Consider the following 13,941-nt stretch of genomic DNA (forward strand, 5'->3'; position numbering starts at 1 on the left):
TACGACTCCGGGACAGGCCGAGCGGACTTCAGCGCCTGCTGTTGCCGGGCGCGAGCAGGCTGGTGACCTTGGCGATTGTCTCCGGGGACAGCTTGAAGTAGCGGCGGACGTTCTAGCCGGAGGAACCTGGAGCCGATACACCCCTGGCGACCACTCACGGTGACGTCAGGATCGACCTCACTGAGTTCAGTTGTGGAAGCGCGCCCGCTTGGGGCCGCACGCGCCGTCGGCGAGGGCCTTGTTGTACGCCCGCTGCATGGCGGCGTCGGTTTCGGCCTTCGGCGCATTCATGGGGATGTAGGCCCCGGAGTAGACGACGCACGACGAGTCGGAGACCGGCCACAGCGCCCACGACCCGAAGGCGACGACGGCGGCCATCACTGTGAGCACGGCTGTTACTCGGCGACGCGGCGTGGAGAAGAGACTGGATATCAACAGCGGATGGTACGGAATGGCGCGCAGGCAGCGGACGACCGGGGTCTTGGGCCAGCAGTTGATGGCACCTTCGGCAACACACATGGTGACACCACGACTGACCTGACCGAGGAATACGCGACACCTCAACATGCGGGCCTACCAGTCTCATGCTCCGCAACCTGCTGCCCGGGGGAGTCGAGACCGCGATCGGAGTGGGCAGCGCGCGGGAGACCACGGTCGAACGCGTCACGCGGGGGTTGGGGCTTGCCCACCCGCCCGCCGTGGACGTCCGGTGCCGACCGGGCGCCGGGGGACGAGCGGAGCATCGGCCCTGTCGGCGCTGAGGGAACCGATGAGGCCGTGGTCCGGTGCCAGCGCGCAGGCGGGATCGGTACGGGAGGCGTCGCCGGTCAGGGCGAAGGCCTGGCAGCGGCAGCCTCCGAAGTCGGCGTCGCGCCGGTCGCAGGACCGGCAGGGCTGGGGCATCCAGGCGGTGCCGCGGTAGCGGTTGAAGGCAGGGGAGTCGTTCCAGATCCGGGCCAAGGGCTGATCGCGCACATTGGGTGCGTCGAGACCTGGCAGAGATGAGGCCGCCGGGCACGGCAGGACCGTTCCGTCGGGTGTGACGGTGAGGGACACGTTGCCCCAGCCGCCCATGCACGGCTTGGGTGTGCCGGTGAAGTAGTCGGGTTCGACCCAGGTGATGTCCAGGGAGACGTCGGTGCGCTCGCGCCACCGTGCCACCGTCGCGGCGGCTTCGATGAGTTGGCCGCGCGTGGGCATGAGGGCGGCCCGGTTCAGCAGCCCCCACCCGTAGAACTGGGTGTTGGCGAGTTCGATCCGGTCCGCTCCCCATGACACGGCGAGTTCGAGGATCGAAGGCAGCGCGTCCAGGTTGTGACGGTGCAGGACGACATTGAGGCCCAGGGGCAGCCCGCGGTCCTTGACGCGGGTCGCCGCGGCTCGCTTGTCGTGCCAGGAGTCGCGGCCGGCGAGGCCGTCGGACTGCCCCGGATCGGAGTGCTGGACGGACAACTGCACACTGTGCAGGCCCGAGGTGGTGAGCGCGTCCAAGCGCGCGGCGGAGAGTCCGACGCCGCTGGTCACCAGTTGGGTGTACAGGCCCGCGTCGACCGCTGCCCGGACGAGGGCGTCGAGGTCACGGCGGAGCAGCGGTTCGCCGCCGGAGAGGTGGGTGTGCAGGACGCCCATCCGCGCGGCCTCGGCAAAGACACGGGCCCAGTGCTCCGTGGTCAGCTCCGCCGAACGGCGGGTCAGCTCAAGGGGGTTGGAGCAGTAGCCGCATCGCAAGGGGCACGCGTGGGTGAGCTCGGCGAGCAGGGCCCAAGGGGGAGCGGGTGTGGTCATCGGAGGCATCCCTGTGTACGCAGACGGTCCAGGAAGAGCGCGATGCCTTCGCGCTCGGCTTGTGCGGGGTGTTGCTCGACGAGGAGCGTGGCGATGTCGTCGCCGGTGCGGTGTCCGTCGCACAGTTCGAGGACGGCCCGCGCCGAGCCGTGCAGGACGACCACGCGTTCAGGCAGGAGCAGGACGTGCGCCCCGCGCACCGGGTCGTGCCGCAGGAGTGCGCCCGGTGGCAGCGTGGGGCACCATGGCGCGCTGGTCATCGCGTGCTCCCGTCCCCGGCGTGCTGCACGCTGTCGAGCAGGCTCCACAGCACGTCGCATTTGAAGGAGAGCGCGGCCAGCGCCCGCTCCTGCTGTTCGGCGGTGATCGCCCACTGCTTCACCCAGGTCAGGGCCTCGCTGCCGTCGCGCCGCCCTTGAGGGACGCGCCGCTGGAAGTACTCCAGACCTTCCGCGGCGATCCACGGATAGCACCGAGGGAAGGCGTCGAGGCGGGTCAGCATGATCTGCGGGGCGCACAGTTCGGTGAGGGACGAGGCGACCGCCTCCAGAGCGCTCCGGGTGCGGCAGAAGTTGACGTAACCGTCGACAGCCAGGCGCACACCCGGCAGCAGACGCCGATGTTCGGTGAGCTCGCACCGGTCGAGGCCCACGGCTTCGCCGAGCCGGAGCCACCGCTCGATCCCGCCCTCCGCGTCCGTGGTCCCGTCGTGGTCCTGGATGCGCCTGATCCAGGAACGGCGGTGGGCCGCGGACTCCAACTTGCTGAGGATGAACGCGTCCTTGATGGGGATGTGGCACTGGTAGTAGAAGCGGTTCGCCACCCAGGTGCGCAGTTCGTCGGGGCTGAGGTCGCCCTCGTGCATGCGCCGGTTGAACGGGTGACGGTCGTGGTAGCGGGAGGCCGCCAGCCGGCGCAGTTCGGCCTCCAACTCGTCCGCGCCACGGGCCGCAGGGGGAGAGGACCGTACGGCGGCCGGATGGGAGCAGGGGGCGAGGGGACTGGTCACAGCGGGATCACCATCCGGTCCTGGGCCACGTCGAGGCCGAGCGCGGCGAGGTGTTCGCGCTCGGGCGCCCCGGGGTCGGCCAGGACGTTGCTGTTGTTGAGATGGGTGTAGTGGGCGCGCACCCCCAGGGCGTGCAGGCGTCGCGCGGTGCCGGTGGGGCCCAGCACGGGCAGATGGCCCATGGCCGATGCGCTGCGCTCGCTGAATCCCGTGCGGCGGGGTTCCTCCTCGTCGAGGAAGGTTCCGTCGATCAGGACACAGTCGGCCGCGGCGAGTTCGTCGTCGAGGCCGTCGGTCCACGCGGCCAGTGCCGGCAGGTACACCGCACGGCGGTCGGAGTCCGGATCCCGTACGCGCAGCGCCGAGCTCCAGGCGGGGTGGGCGGCCTCGTCGGCTGCGTAGCGCGGACGCTTGGACGACACAGGGACCGCGTGGACCTCGAGTCCGGCGACGACCGCCGGCGGTGCGTCCGTGCCGGACGGCAGGTGGTGCCAGGTCAGTTCGGTGTACGGGGCGAGGACTCGGCCCAGTGGGAAGCTGATCTGCAACGCCTTGCGCACGGGCTCGGTGCACCAGATCTCGATCCTGGCCGCCTCGCGCAGGCGCAACAGGCCCAGGGTGTGGTCCAGTTCGGCGTCGGTGAGGACCACCCGGACCACGGGGGTGCGCGCGTCTCCGGCACCCGGCCGCAGGGTGGGGTGGCTCTCCAGTTGTTCGGCGACGTCCGGGGAGGCGTTGGCGAGGAACCAGGGGCCGGTCGGGGTGCGGTGGAAGGCGAGCGAGTCGTGCAGGCGGCGGCGGGAGGGGTGCCGGCGTGCCCCGGCACAGCCGGGGCACGCGCAGTTCCACTGAGGCAGACCGCCGCCCGCTGCCGTTCCGAGCACACGCAGCAGCACGGCGGGCCGCTACTTCGAGCTCAGGGCGTAGGCGGTGATCTCCATCGCCGTGTCGACCACGGTGAAGTCGGGCGTCTGCCAGCCGGTGCTCTGGGCGGGCTGGGCCTGGGGCTGAGGGGTGGGGAGGGTGTTGTCCTGCATGGTGATCGCCTTTCTCGGGGTGGGGAGGATGCCGCGCCGGCCTGGTCACGGTCCGGCACGGCTGCCGGCGTTCGGGATGTCCGCCGCCGGAGACCTACTTGCAGAAGGGCGCCTTGCCCATGGCCGACTCGATGCCGCCCAGCAGGAGCTTCTGGAACTCGGCGGCGCCGGGGAACGAGCCGTCGGTGGTGAAGTCCTTGGCGTCGTGGCCGAGGGTGGTCAGCCAGGCGCGGCCGCCGTCGTAGTACTGGCACCAGGCGACCGGGTGGTTGTCGCCGTGCCCGGGGTGGTGGTAGTTGCCGGCGACGCCCTTGGCCAGGGTGCTCTCGTCGACCTCGGCCAGGACGCGGACCTTGGTGGGGGCGGGCACGAGGTTGTACCACTCGTCGGAGAACTCCCACCGGGAGGGGAGGTTCTTGGTGGAGACGTCCTTACGGTTGACGGTCTCCACGGTCCCGGGCTGGTTCGCGCCGTGGTCGTAGAAGTTCGCGTTGCCCAACAGGCCCTCGTACCAAGGCCAGTTGTACTCGGTTCCGAAGGCGTTGTGGACGCCGACGAAGCCGCCGCCGCCCCGGATGTACTGCCGCAGTGATGTCTGCGCGGCGTCGTCCAGGGTGTCGCGGCTGGTGGAGTAGAAGACGACCGCGTTGTACTTGAACAGGGTCGCGGGGGAGGCGAGTTGGGAGACGTCCTCGGTGTAGTCGACCTGGAATCCGTTGTCGGCGCCCATGGTGAGCAGCGCCTTCTGGACCGTGTTCGTCTCGGTGAGCGGCGGGTTCATGCCCGGTGCCAGGGCGGGGCCGAGGTTGGCGTGCCGCGGTCCCGCGGTGCGGGTGTAGAGGAGGACCTTGTAGCCCTTGGCGGTGTCGAAGTTGCCCCAGTCGTGGTAGCAGCGGGCGTCGGTGCCGCGGCACACCCCGTAGTCGGGGTCGCCGAGTTGTCGGGCGCCCTGGCCGACGCGGCCCTGGGCCACGCTGAGGGTGCCGGTGGCGACCAGCGCGACGGTGACGGCGGCCGTTCCGACGACGCCGGCCACGGCGGTGGTGAGGGGGCGGAGCCGGCGTCTGCCGGTGACAGGAGGGGTCATCTGAGGTCCTTGGCTGTGAGTACGGATGCGATGCGGGCGGAATCACGGCAGCACTGGGCCCAGCGGGTGGACGGGGAGCGTCGACGCGCCCGAGTGCGGACCCGACGGAGTACCGAGGGAGCGGAGCGTGAACGGGGTGGCGGGCCGGATGCCGGGAGGTCGGAGCCGCGGCTACTTGACGACGATCTTGCCGGTGCTCTGCGGGGCCACCGGGTCGTTGTAGAAGTACTCGCCCGGGGTGGTGAACGTGTGGCTGGAGGACTGGCCCGGCATGAGCAGGCCGGTGTCGAACTCGGCCTCGAAGAACGAGACCGCGCCGTGCGCGGACTTGTTGTCGGCCGGGTTGGTGAACGTGACCGTGGTGCCCGCGGCGATGCTCAGATGCTGCGGTGCCATGGCGTTCTGCGCCACCAGGCTCTCGCTCGTCCCCGGCGCGTTCTTCGCGCTGTCCCAGACCCGGCCCAGGGTGACGGTGTTCTTGGCGGTGTCGCCGCTGACGGCGGCTGTGCGGATCTGGTTGCGCTTCGAGGGCGGGGTCGGCGCGGCGGCCGGACCGACCTTTCCACCGAGCTTGAACGCCCAGAGATGGTCGCCCTTGGGGATGTCCGGGTACGGCAGCCCGTTGCCGCCCGCGAGCACCGCGACGTACTGCTCGCCGTCGATCTCGTAGGTCAGCGGGCTGGTGTTGACGCCGGCTCCGCACTGCCAGCTCCACAGCAGGCTGCCGTCGCGGTCGTCGAGCGCGGTCAGGACGCCGTCGGGCCGGCCCTGGAAGAGGACGCCGCCGGCCGTGCTGAGGATGCCGTTGCCGTGGGCGAGGGACCAGTCGCCCTCCTGGCGCCAGGCGACGGTGTTGGTGCGCGGGTCGACGGCGGCCAGGCCCCCGGCGAAGTACTCGCCGAGCGGGCGGGAGGTGTTGACGCGGCCGCCGTGGGTGTTGGAGTACGCGGAGTTGATCAGCCCGTATCCCACGTAGACGAGACCGGTGCGGTGGCTGAAGGAGGGGAAGGACCAGTCGGCGCCGCCGCCCGCGCCGGGGAAGAGGATGGTGGCGCGGTCCCAGTGCACCTCGAACAGGCCGCCGGTCGGATAGAACGGGACGGGGCGGGTGGCCTTGTCGAGACGCGGCTCGGTCTCGACGAAGGGCTCGCCGCCGGGGAACGGCTGGGTCGGTGAGGTCTTCTGCGCGGCGTGCTGGGGGACCGGGCGTTCCTCCATGCCGTGGACGGGCTTTCCGGTGGCCCGGTCGAGGATGTAGTACATGCCGGTCTTGCTGCCGTAGACGACGACCCGTGCCTTCTTCCCCTTGATCAGCAGGTCGGCGAGGACGGGCGACATGACGCCGTCGTAGTCCCAGATGTCGTGGTGGACGGATTGGAAGTGCCAGCGCCGCTTGCCGGTCTTGGCGTCGATGGCCACCAGGCAGTTGGCGAAGAGGTTGTCGCCGGCCCGGGTGGAGCCGTCGGTACGGGGATACGGGTTGCCGAACGTCCAGTAGACCAGGCCGAGTTCGGGGTCGACGGCGGGGTGGATCCAGCACACCGCGCCGCCGGTCTTCCAGGAGTCGCCCTCCCAGGTGTCGTGGCCGAACTCGCCCGGCCCTGGCGTGCCCCAGAACGTCCAGGCGACCTCGCCGGTGGCCGCGTTCAGGGCGTAGGCGCGACCGCGGGCGCCGGCGGTGCTGCCCTGGGTGCCGATGTAGACGAGGCCGTCCCAGTAGACGGCGGCGCCGGCCAGGCCGCCCTTGCTGCCGCCGCACTGGCCACTGGCCGGGTCGCAGTCGGGATCGCCCTGATCCTCGACGAGCAGTTCGCGGGTCCAGCGGATCGCGCCGGTCCTCTGGTCGAGGGCGACGACGGTGTTGTCACCGGTGATCGTGAACGCCAGGCCCTGGCCGAGGGCGAGGCCGCGCATGTTGGTGGTGTCCGAGCCGACCTTGGTCTTCCACCTGGTCTCGCCGGTGCGGCCGTCGATGGCGAAGACGTTCTGCTGGGTGGTGGCCAGGTAGAGGACACCGTCCTGGGCGATGACGGCGCACTGCTGATGGGTGGAGGTGGAGCCGTTCTCCAGGTTGATGTGCCAGGCGCCGCCCAGCTTGCGGACGTTGTCGCTGTCGATGCGCTGGAGCGAGGAGTGGTTCTGGTTCCCCAGATTGCCGCCGGCCTTCGGGAAGTTCTTCCCGGTCGCGGCGTGGGCCTGCGCCGGCACGGGACGGGCCCACGCCGCGGTGGCGGAAGCGGCTTGGGCCGACGTCGAGTTGAGCAGGGCGACGGTGCCGGCGGTGGAGGCCGCGGTGGTGGTGAGGAAGCTGCGTCTGTCCATGGTCCCTCTTTCAGGAAAGAGCCTGACGGGCCGTCAAGGTTCGGCCGCGGTGTGCCAGGTGGGGGAGGGAGGAGAGCGAAACGGATCACGATCCACCGGAACGGATCACGGTTCACCGGAACGGATCGTGGCCCACCGGAACGGATCGTGGTCCACCGAAAGGGGCATGGCCCACGAGAGCGAATCGCGGTCCAGGAGAGCGGATCATGGTCCGGCGGATCGGATCCTGTCCCATCGACCGAATCATGGTCCGCTAGGTGGTTCGATGAACCCGTATGATGGTTGCCGTTTGGCGGAAAGCTACGTTAGGTACGGCGCGGGGGTGTGGCAAGAGGGCGGGCGCGACTTGTTCAGGCCTGCTGCTGGGGCGGGAGGCGGGCCGGGAGGACGGAGCGGGGCAGGGGGCCCTTGTTGCGGCGCCCCTGGCCGGTTTCCTCCCAGGCGTGCGCGAGGATGCCGACCGATCGGCTGAGCACGAACAGGCCCCTGGCCAGGGGCGGTGGGAAGCCCAGCTCGGCGTAGATGACGGCGGTGGCACCGTCGATGTTCATCGGCACGGGGCGGGCGCCGCCGCGGCGGCGTGCGAGAGCGGATTCGACGGCCTGGGCGGCCCGCAAGTGGTCGCCGGCCACGATGCCGTCGGTGACGGCCTGGTCCACCAGGGCGAGGAGGGGGTCGCGTCGCGGATCGCGGGGATGGAAGCGGTGGCCGAAGCCGGGCAGGTACCGCGAGCGGCGCTGCCAATCGTCCATCACCTCCCGGGCGGCTGCATCCCACGTGTGGCCCGCCTCGTGCAGGGTGCGGACGTCGGTGAGCATCTCCACGCACTGCTGGCCCGCCCCGCCGTGGGCGTCGCCGAGCATGTTCACCCCGGTGGCGATGGCGTTGTTCAGGCCGACGCCGCAGGTGGCGGCCATCCGGGCGGCGGCGATCGAGGGCGCCTGCGGGCCATGGTCGACCCCGGCGACGAGGGCCGCTTCGAGGAGTGCCGACTGGCGGGAGGAGGGCAGGTCGCCGCGGAGCAGGAGCCAGATGATGTCGACGAACCCGACCTCGCCGATGAGCTGCTGGATGGGCCGGTCGCGCAGTTCGATGCTGCCGGGCTCGATGTGGCTGACCGCGGTGGCCCACCACTGTGCCGCTTCGTCCTCGGAGATGGTCATGAGGCGGTGGCCTCTTCGGTGGCCTCTCCGGCGGCGGCCGTCGCCCAGACCCGGGCCAGGTCGGCCCGCTCGGCGTTGTGCTGACCGAGCAAGGGTGGCGGGGAGGGCGGGGCGAACGCTTCCCCGTCGAAGAGCACGCCGTTGCCCACCACGCGCAGGGCCCGCTCGGGGCGGCCGGGGTGGGGCAGTGCGCTGACGAACCCGCGGTGTTCCAGCTGGGGTTGCTCCAGTGCCTGCGGGACGGTGAGCACGCGGGCCGCGGGTACGCCGGCCGCGTTGAGATCGCGTTCCCAGTCGGCGGCCGGACGGAGCGAGAGCGCGGCGTTGAGGGCGGCGTTGAGTTCCTCGCGGTGGCCCTTGCGGCTCTCCCGTTCGGCGAAGCGCGCGTCGGTCGCCAGCTGGGGCGCGCCGACCAGGCGGCACAGCGTCTCGAACTGCCCCTGCTGGTTGGCGGCGATGTTCAGCGGGCCGTCGAGCGTACGGAAGGTCCCCGACGGGGCGGCGGTCGGGTTCTGGTCGCCGAGCGGCTGCGGCGGGACCCCGCTGACCAGGTAGTTCGACACCGCCCAGCCCATGGTCGACATCGACGCCTCCAGCATGGAGACATCGAGTCTGGTCCCCTCGCCCGTGCGCTCACGGTGCAGGAGCGCGGAGGCGATGGCGAACGCGGCCATCAGGCCGCCGGTGGTGTCGCACACCGGAAAGCCGATGCGCTGGGGGGCGCTCTCCTGGGTCCCGGTCACGCTCATCATGCCGGTCAGGCCCTGGATGATCTGGTCGTAGGCCGGTGCCTCGCTCATCGGCCCGCTGTGCCCGAAGCCGGAGATCGAGCAGTACACGAGTCGCTCGTTGAGCGCGGCCAGCCGCTCGGGGCCGAACCCCATCCGCTCCAGCACGCCCGCGCGGAAGTTCTCCAGCAGGACGTCGGCGCCGGCCAGCAGGTCCTCGAAGACCGTGCGGTCGGCGGTGTCCTTGAGGTCGAGCTCCAGCGACTTCTTGCCCGCGTTCTGGGCGAGGAAGGAGGCCCCGATGCGCTCCCGGTTCAGCGTCGCGTCGGGACCCAGGTTGCGTGCGAGATCCCCCTGTCCCGGTCGTTCGATCTTGATCACTTCGGCGCCCAGAAGCATGAGCTGGTAGCTGCAATAGGGTCCGGCCAGCACATTCGTCAGGTCCAGAACGCGTATGCCGTCCAGTGGTCGTCCGTGCATGAACGTCTCCTTCCGGGCGCCGTTGCGGCGCGCGTGGGTTAGGTGCGCGGCCCCAGGGGGTGCGCGAATCCCTGGGAGGCGATCCGCGCCGCGACCTCGATGAGGTCCTGTGCGAACTCCTTGATCGCCGACTCCGGGATGCGGGCGCTGGGGCCGCTGAGCGACAGAGAGGCGACGACCACACCGGACTGCGAGCGGATGGGCACGGCGACGGCGGTGAGGCCGATGTCGCGTTCGCCGTGGCTGGCGGCGAACCCGTGCTCGGTGGCCTCGTCGGCCCACAGCCGCAGTTGCTCCGCGTGCGCCACGCCGTGCGGCGAGGCGGCCGCGACGCGCTGCAACAGCCCGTCGGTGGCACCGATGAGCAGCACCTTCGACGAGGCGCCCGCCCACAGCGGCAGTTCGTCGCCGACCCGCACGACGTGACGCAGCGGTTGCGGACTCTCCTGCTGAGCGACGCACACCCGGTGGATGTCGCGCCGGATCATCAGGTTCGCCGTCTCGCCGCGCCGGTCCGACAGCTCACGCAGCAGCTTCTGGGTGTCGGCGGGCAACTCCCACCTGGTGTGGGCCAGATGGGCCCAGCGCCACAGGCCCGGTCCGGCGGTGTAGCCGCCGGGCGCCGCCCAGAGCAGTCCGTACTGCTCCAGGGTCTGCACCAGGCGGACCACCGTGGTCTTGGGCAGGCCGGTGGCCTCGACCATGTCCCGCAGCGGGACCGTGGGCTGATCTTCAGTCAGCAGCGACAGGATGTCCAGAGCGCGCCGCACACTGCGTACCCCGCCCTGTCCTTGCTCCGCGTCCATGTCTCCTCCGTACGTCAGTGGCTACCGCCTTCCGAGCGGCGGCAGCTCTGGTGCGCCAGCTTCCAACAGCGCCGCTCCCGGGGGAAATCGCTGTTCCGAACTTCCTTGCGCCGACCTATTGCCACGGCCTCTCGGCGCCCGTACGTTACACGCCAGTCCACAGAGCAGTCCACGGAAACCACTAGATGGTTTTTTCTGGAGATGTGATGCTGCAAGACCTCCTCAAGGCAGCCGACTCGGCCGATGTCGTCGACGCTCTGCCTCTCATCGCCGGAACCTGGGGCGGTGAAGGCCCGGCGCTGGAACGCACCGGCCCCTACCTCAGACGCCTCGTCAGCCGGGCGCCCACCGCCACGCCCGCCGACATCGCGAAGGCCCTGCACCACAGCCACCGGTTCGCCGACCAGGTCGCCTCGCTGGCACCCGCCGCGCGCGCCGACATCCTGCAAGCCGCCTCCCACACGGCGACCGCGCACCGCGACCGGCTCGCCCGGCTGCTCGCCCTGGAACTCGGCAAGCCGCTCAAGGACAGCCGCACCGAGATCGACCGGGTCGCCTCCACCTTCGCCGTCTGCGCCGCGGAGGCCCGCCGGATCGACGGCGAGAACCTCCCGGTCGCGGGCTGGGACACCGGCATCGGCAACACCGCCCTGACCTACCGGGCCCCGGCCGGCGTCGCGTTGGCCATCACCCCGTTCAACGCACCGGCCAACCTGCTCGCCCACAAACTGGGCGCCTCCTTCGCCGCGGGCAACACCACCCTCGTCAAAGCCCCACCGCAGGCCCCTGCGATCTCCACCGCGATCGTGGCGCTGCTGCTGGAGAGCGGCATGCCCGACCAGGCCGTGCAACTCCTGCACGGCGGCGGGGACATCGGCGCGGCCCTGTGCGCGGCCCAGGAGGTGAGCGTCATCAGCTTCACCGGCAGCGCCACCACCGGCGCCGCCGTGGCCCGCGCCGCCGGAGCCAAACGCCTCGCCCTCGAACTCGGCGGCAACGCCGCCACCCTCGTCTGCGACGACGCCGACATCGAGACGGCCGCCGTCCTGTGCGCCAGGAACGGCTACAGCAACAGCGGCCAGAGCTGCATCTCCGTCCAGCGCGTCTACGTCCACCGCAGCCGCTTCGACACCTTCCTCGACGCCTTCACCGCCGCGGTCGACGCCCTGGTCGTCGGCGACCCGCTGCACGAGGACACCGACATCGGATCGATGGTCGACGAGGACGCCGCCGAACGCGTCGTGCGGTGGTCCGAGGAAGCCGCCGCACTCGGCGCGACCGTGGTGCGCGGCGGCACCCGCGACGGCGCCACCGCCGCCCCCACCATCATCGCCGCGCCGCCCGCCCACGCCTCCGTCGTCGTCCACGAAGTGTTCGGCGCCCTGGTCGCGGTCATTCCCTACGACGACTTCGACACCGTCCTGGACGCCTGCAACGCCAGCCGCTACGGACTCCAGGCCGGCCTGTTCACCCACGACGTGCGCCGGATCCTCACCGCCTGGCGGCGCCTCCAGGTCGGCGCCCTCATCGTCAACGGATCCTCCAACTACCGCCTGGACCACGTCCCGTTCGGCGGGGTCAAGGACTCCGGCTTCGGCCGCGAGGCACCCCGCTGGCTCATCGACGACTACACCGTCGTCAAGACCCTCATGCTGCGCGGCCTGTCCGTCTGGGGCGAGCTCCGCGAACTGCCCAAGGAGACCTCGTGAGCACCGTCACCGCGGCCGAAGCCCTCGTCGCCCAACTCGAGTCCTACGGTGTCGAGTACGTCTTCGGCACCTGCGGCCACACCAACATCGCCCTCCTGGACGCCCTCGGCCCCAGCAGCGTCGAGTTCGTCATCGCCCGCCACGAACAGGCAGCCGCCCACGCCGCGGACGGATACGCCCGCGCCACCGGCCGCCCCGGCGTCCTGCTCACCCACGTCGGCCCCGGCATGATGAACGCCGTCACCGGCGTCGCCACCGCCGCCCTCGACTCCGTCCCCCTGGTCGTCATCACCGGCGACGTCCCCTCCTACTACTACGGCCGCCACCCGCACCAGGAGGTCAACCTCCACGCGGACGCCGACCAGACCGCCATCTACCAGCCGTTCTGCAAGCGCACCTGGCAGGTCCAACGGGTCCAGGACCTGCCCAGGGTCACCGAGCGCGCCTTCTGGACCGCCACCAGCGGCCGGCCCGGCGCCGTGCTCGTCAACATCCCCATGGACCTGTTCAACCGCCCGGTCGCCCCCTACGACGGCGGCCACCCGCTGCCCGGCCACCTCGGCACCACCGCCCTCGACGAGGCCACCGCCGACAAGATCGCCGAGGCCCTGCTGCACGCCGAGCGCCCTCTCCTCTACTTCGGCGGCGGACTGCGCGGCCCCCGCGCCCGCACCGCGCTCCTCGACCTCGCCGAGCACCTCGACATCCCCCTGGCCCACTCGCTGATGGGCAAGGGGGCCGTCGCCGACCAGCACCCGCTGCTCCTCGGAATGCCGGGCTTCTGGGGCCTGGACACCACCCATGAGCACACCAAGGGCGCCGACATCGTCCTCGCGCTGGCCACCCGCTTCGCCGAGACCGACGCCAGTTCCTGGGACAGCGTCCACACCTGGAACTTCCCGCCGAGCAAGCTGATCCAGATCGACATCGACCCCGCCGAGATCGGCCGCAACTATCCGGTCCACATCGGCGCCGTCGCCGACGTCACCCTCGCCCTGGAGGCGATCGGCGCCGCCGTCCACGCGCGTCGGGCGACCCCCGTGACCCGCCCGGGACTGCGCGAGACCATCGCCGCCGCCCGGCGCGGTGTGTTCGACGCCGCCACCGAAGCCGGCCGCAGCGACACCTTCCCGCTGCGCCCCCAGCGCATCCTCACCGACCTGCGCGAGACGCTCCCCGACAGCGCCGTGCTCGTCACCGACGTCGGCTGGAACAAGAACGGCGTCGCCCAGTGCTACGAACTGCCCGAGCAGGGCCGCTTCATCACCCCCGGTGGCGCCTCGACGATGGGCTTCGGACCCGCCGCGGCCGTCGGCGTACAGATCGCCCAGCCCGACAAGGTCGTCGTCGCCCTGATCGGCGACGGCGGCATGAGCGCCCAACTGCCCGCCGTCCCCATGGCCGTCGAACAGGGCGCACCCGTCATCTTCGTCGTCATGAACAACCGGGCCCACGGCACCATCGCCGACCTGCAAGCCTCCTCGTTCGGCCGCTCCTACGGGTGCGAGTTCACCGACGCCGAAGGGAACTCCTACAGCCCCGACTTCGCCCGGTACGGGCAGGCCTGCGGTGCCGACGGCTACGCCGTGGGGACCCCCGCGGAACTGCGCAAGGCACTCGAGAACGCCATCGAGCGCCGCCGCCCGGCCGTCCTCGACGTGCCGATGGTCAACGAGCCGGTCCCCACCCCCGGCCACTGGAACATCAAGGACATCTACGCCGGGCGCTTCCCGGCCGACGCGGTCTGAACCGCACCCCGCGCTCGCGCGTCCCCGCCGCCCGCCCACGCGGCCGCCGGGGGAACGAGTCGCCTCC

General features: G+C 71.1%; 13 protein-coding genes. 2 read left to right on the plus strand and 11 right to left on the minus strand.

Annotation, left to right across the window (positions count from 1 at the left end; translation table 11 throughout):
* Window positions 1–186: 186 nt before the first annotated feature.
* The 11 genes from V2W30_RS38440 to V2W30_RS38490 form a co-directional block, all read right to left on the minus strand.
* Window positions 187–519 carry a hypothetical protein gene (locus V2W30_RS38440; protein ID WP_338703227.1) on the minus strand — a complete coding sequence of 111 codons (333 nt, stop codon included), beginning with the start codon at window positions 517–519 and terminating at the stop codon, window positions 187–189.
* A 144-nt stretch (window positions 520–663) separates the two neighbouring features.
* Window positions 664–1,785, minus strand: coding sequence for a pyrroloquinoline quinone biosynthesis protein PqqE (gene pqqE, locus V2W30_RS38445; RefSeq protein WP_338703228.1), 1,122 nt, complete (start codon window positions 1,783–1,785; stop codon window positions 664–666).
* On the minus strand, window positions 1,782–2,045 hold the full coding sequence (gene pqqD, locus V2W30_RS38450; protein WP_338703229.1) for a pyrroloquinoline quinone biosynthesis peptide chaperone PqqD: 264 nt from the start codon (window positions 2,043–2,045) through the stop codon (window positions 1,782–1,784). The genes pqqE and pqqD overlap by 4 nt, the downstream gene beginning before the upstream one ends.
* A complete protein-coding gene (gene pqqC, locus V2W30_RS38455) occupies window positions 2,042–2,716 on the minus strand; it encodes a pyrroloquinoline-quinone synthase PqqC (protein WP_338703925.1) in 675 nt (224 codons plus the stop codon). The genes pqqD and pqqC overlap by 4 nt, the downstream gene beginning before the upstream one ends.
* A gap of 74 nt (window positions 2,717–2,790) precedes the next feature.
* Window positions 2,791–3,690, minus strand: a complete 900-nt coding sequence (gene pqqB, locus V2W30_RS38460; protein WP_338703230.1) for a pyrroloquinoline quinone biosynthesis protein PqqB — start codon at window positions 3,688–3,690, stop codon at window positions 2,791–2,793.
* A 9-nt stretch (window positions 3,691–3,699) separates the two neighbouring features.
* Window positions 3,700–3,831: a pyrroloquinoline quinone precursor peptide PqqA gene (gene pqqA, locus V2W30_RS38465; protein ID WP_338703231.1), complete on the minus strand. Its 132-nt coding sequence runs from the start codon at window positions 3,829–3,831 to the stop codon at window positions 3,700–3,702.
* Between the two features lie 94 nt (window positions 3,832–3,925).
* Window positions 3,926–4,918: a ThuA domain-containing protein gene (locus V2W30_RS38470; RefSeq protein WP_338703232.1), complete on the minus strand. Its 993-nt coding sequence runs from the start codon at window positions 4,916–4,918 to the stop codon at window positions 3,926–3,928.
* A gap of 171 nt (window positions 4,919–5,089) precedes the next feature.
* Window positions 5,090–7,240 carry a PQQ-binding-like beta-propeller repeat protein gene (locus tag V2W30_RS38475; RefSeq protein ID WP_338703233.1) on the minus strand — a complete coding sequence of 717 codons (2,151 nt, stop codon included), beginning with the start codon at window positions 7,238–7,240 and terminating at the stop codon, window positions 5,090–5,092.
* Window positions 7,241–7,590: 350 nt separating this feature from the next.
* Complete coding sequence (locus tag V2W30_RS38480; RefSeq protein ID WP_338703234.1) at window positions 7,591–8,403, minus strand: citryl-CoA lyase; 813 nt, start codon at window positions 8,401–8,403, stop codon at window positions 7,591–7,593.
* Window positions 8,400–9,611: a CoA transferase gene (locus V2W30_RS38485; protein ID WP_338703235.1), complete on the minus strand. Its 1,212-nt coding sequence runs from the start codon at window positions 9,609–9,611 to the stop codon at window positions 8,400–8,402. Before V2W30_RS38485 ends, V2W30_RS38480 begins: the two co-directional genes overlap by 4 nt.
* 38 nt (window positions 9,612–9,649) lie before the next feature.
* On the minus strand, window positions 9,650–10,417 hold the full coding sequence (locus V2W30_RS38490; RefSeq protein ID WP_338703236.1) for an IclR family transcriptional regulator: 768 nt from the start codon (window positions 10,415–10,417) through the stop codon (window positions 9,650–9,652).
* 206 nt (window positions 10,418–10,623) lie between these two features.
* Here V2W30_RS38490 and V2W30_RS38495 point away from each other — a divergent pair, with 206 nt between their 5' ends.
* Together V2W30_RS38495 and V2W30_RS38500 are read left to right on the plus strand one after the other, a co-directional pair.
* Complete coding sequence (locus V2W30_RS38495) at window positions 10,624–12,126, plus strand: aldehyde dehydrogenase family protein (RefSeq protein WP_338703237.1); 1,503 nt, start codon at window positions 10,624–10,626, stop codon at window positions 12,124–12,126.
* A complete protein-coding gene (locus tag V2W30_RS38500) occupies window positions 12,123–13,874 on the plus strand; it encodes a thiamine pyrophosphate-binding protein (protein WP_338703238.1) in 1,752 nt (583 codons plus the stop codon). Before V2W30_RS38495 ends, V2W30_RS38500 begins: the two co-directional genes overlap by 4 nt.
* Window positions 13,875–13,941: the final 67 nt, after the last annotated feature.

The organism is Streptomyces sp. Q6 (assembly GCF_036967205.1).
In the GTDB taxonomy this organism is placed as follows: Bacteria; Actinomycetota; Actinomycetes; order Streptomycetales; family Streptomycetaceae; genus Streptomyces; species Streptomyces citrinus.

What these genes read in the sequence shown, in the direction of transcription:
- pqqA (WP_338703231.1), bottom strand. Translation starts at nt 3,831, where the DNA reads ATGCAGGACAACACCCTCCCCACCCCTCAGCCCCAGGCCCAGCCCGCC.
- V2W30_RS38495 (WP_338703237.1), top strand. Translation starts at nt 10,624, where the DNA reads ATGCTGCAAGACCTCCTCAAGGCAGCCGACTCGGCCGATGTCGTCGAC.
- pqqD (WP_338703229.1), bottom strand. Translation starts at nt 2,045, where the DNA reads ATGACCAGCGCGCCATGGTGCCCCACGCTGCCACCGGGCGCACTCCTG.
- V2W30_RS38470 (WP_338703232.1), bottom strand. Translation starts at nt 4,918, where the DNA reads ATGACCCCTCCTGTCACCGGCAGACGCCGGCTCCGCCCCCTCACCACC.
- V2W30_RS38490 (WP_338703236.1), bottom strand. Translation starts at nt 10,417, where the DNA reads ATGGACGCGGAGCAAGGACAGGGCGGGGTACGCAGTGTGCGGCGCGCT.
- V2W30_RS38480 (WP_338703234.1), bottom strand. Translation starts at nt 8,403, where the DNA reads ATGACCATCTCCGAGGACGAAGCGGCACAGTGGTGGGCCACCGCGGTC.
- pqqE (WP_338703228.1), bottom strand. Translation starts at nt 1,785, where the DNA reads ATGACCACACCCGCTCCCCCTTGGGCCCTGCTCGCCGAGCTCACCCAC.
- V2W30_RS38485 (WP_338703235.1), bottom strand. Translation starts at nt 9,611, where the DNA reads ATGCACGGACGACCACTGGACGGCATACGCGTTCTGGACCTGACGAAT.
- V2W30_RS38440 (WP_338703227.1), bottom strand. Translation starts at nt 519, where the DNA reads ATGTGTGTTGCCGAAGGTGCCATCAACTGCTGGCCCAAGACCCCGGTC.
- V2W30_RS38475 (WP_338703233.1), bottom strand. Translation starts at nt 7,240, where the DNA reads ATGGACAGACGCAGCTTCCTCACCACCACCGCGGCCTCCACCGCCGGC.